The organism is Exiguobacterium sp. SH0S7 (genome assembly GCF_004337195.1).
Lineage (GTDB): Bacteria > Bacillota > Bacilli > Exiguobacteriales > Exiguobacteriaceae > Exiguobacterium > Exiguobacterium aurantiacum_A.
In genome coordinates this window covers 1-379 of sequence record NZ_SJVA01000054.1, presented here as the reverse complement: position 1 = coordinate 379, position 379 = coordinate 1, and the positions used below count along the sequence as shown (strand labels likewise).

General features: G+C 46.2%; 1 protein-coding gene. It reads left to right on the top strand.

Annotated features, from left to right (window positions below; genetic code table 11):
* The coding region (locus EVJ22_RS15640; RefSeq protein ID WP_131444296.1) for a carbohydrate ABC transporter permease at positions 1-229 on the top strand (229 nt) is incomplete at its 5' end.
* Between the last annotated feature and the right edge of the window lie 150 nt (positions 230-379).

Here is a 379-nt window from a genome sequence, read left to right as displayed (position 1 = left end):
GAATATGGTCCTTCAGCTCAAGAACCAATTGCAGGTTTTTGATTTGGTGGTGGCTCTGACAAACGGCGGGCCTGGTACAGCGACTCAGTCAATATCATTCCTGATTTATCGAAACGGGTTTCAGGGCGGGCAGTTTGCCTACCAGTCTGCGAACGCTGTCATGTACTTTGTTTTGATCCTTTTCATCTCGCTTGTACAGATGCGCTTGTTCAGGTCAAGGGAGAACTGATATGGATATCAAAAGCAATACTATTAGGAGACGAAGCAACTGGCTTTTGACGGTTTTTCTGCTTTTTTGCTCGCTCACTGTTCTAATTCCCATGTATATAACCTTGACGACAGCCGTGAAAGATAGGCAGCAGAGCGCCAACAGCTTGTG